At 48.7% G+C, this 1,323-nt stretch carries 1 protein-coding gene; it reads left to right on the top strand.

Annotated elements, in window-relative coordinates; translation table 11 throughout:
- Window positions 1-1,323, top strand: a 1,323-nt coding sequence (locus tag ACFO3O_RS22505; protein WP_379983065.1) for an Ig-like domain-containing protein, incomplete at both ends; no start/stop codon positions are given.

Below are 1,323 nucleotides of genomic sequence, written 5' to 3'. Positions count from 1 at the left end.
TAGAAGTAACCGATGTCACGGATCCAAACAATGGAACAGTGACCATCAACCCTGATGGCACGGTCACCTACACGCCAGATCCTGATTTTAATGGCACGGATACCTTTGAGTATACCGTCACCGTCACAAACCCTGATGGATCAACGACCACTGAAACGGCAACAGTCACAGTCACCGTGACTCCAGCGGATGATGTGATGGATGATACGGCGACCACACCAGAGGACACTCCGGTAGACATTGCGGTATTAGATAATGATACCTTCGATCCAACGGCAACTATAGAAGTAACCGATGTCACGGATCCAAACAACGGAACAGTGACCATCAACCCTGATGGCACGGTCACCTATACGCCAGATCCTGATTTTAACGGCACGGATACCTTTGAGTATACCGTCACCGTCACCAATCCAGATGGATCAACCACCACTGAAACTGCTACCGTAGTAGTCACCGTGACTCCAGCGGATGATGTGATGGATGATACGGCGACCACAACAGAGGATACACCCGTAGATATTGCGGTATTAGATAATGATACCTTTGATCCAACGGCAACTATAGAAGTAACCGATGTCACGGATCCAGCAAACGGAACAGTCACCATCAACCCTGATGGCACGGTGACTTACACGCCAGATCCTGATTTTAATGGCACGGATACTTTTGAGTATACCGTCACCGTAACAAACCCTGATGGATCAACGACCACTGAAACGGCAACAGTCACAGTCACCGTGACTCCAGCGGATGATGTGATGGATGATACGGCGACCACACCAGAGGATACGCCAGTAGACATTGCGGTATTAGATAATGATACCTTCGATCCAACGGCAACTATAGAAGTAACCGATGTCACGGATCCAAACAATGGAACAGTGACCATCAACCCTGATGGCACGGTCACCTACACGCCAGATCCTGATTTTAATGGCACGGATACCTTTGAGTATACCGTCACCGTCACCAATCCAGATGGATCAACGACCACAGAAACGGCAACAGTTACAGTCACCGTGACTCCAGCGGATGATGTGATGGATGATACGGCGACCACAACAGAGGATACGCCAGTAGATATTTCGGTATTAGATAATGATACCTTCGATCCAACGGCAACTATAGAAGTAACCGATGTCACGGATCCAGCTAATGGAACGGTCACCATCAATCCTGATGGCACGGTCACCTACACGCCAGATCCTGATTTTAATGGTACGGATACTTTTGAGTATACCGTCACCGTAACAAACCCTGATGGAAGTACCACTACGGAAACAGCTACCGTAGTAGTCACCGTGACTCCAGCGGATGATG

This window comes from Dokdonia ponticola, from assembly GCF_042653865.1.
In the GTDB taxonomy this organism is placed as follows: domain Bacteria; phylum Bacteroidota; class Bacteroidia; order Flavobacteriales; family Flavobacteriaceae; genus Dokdonia; species Dokdonia ponticola.
This window is presented reverse-complemented; position numbering and strand designations above follow the sequence as displayed.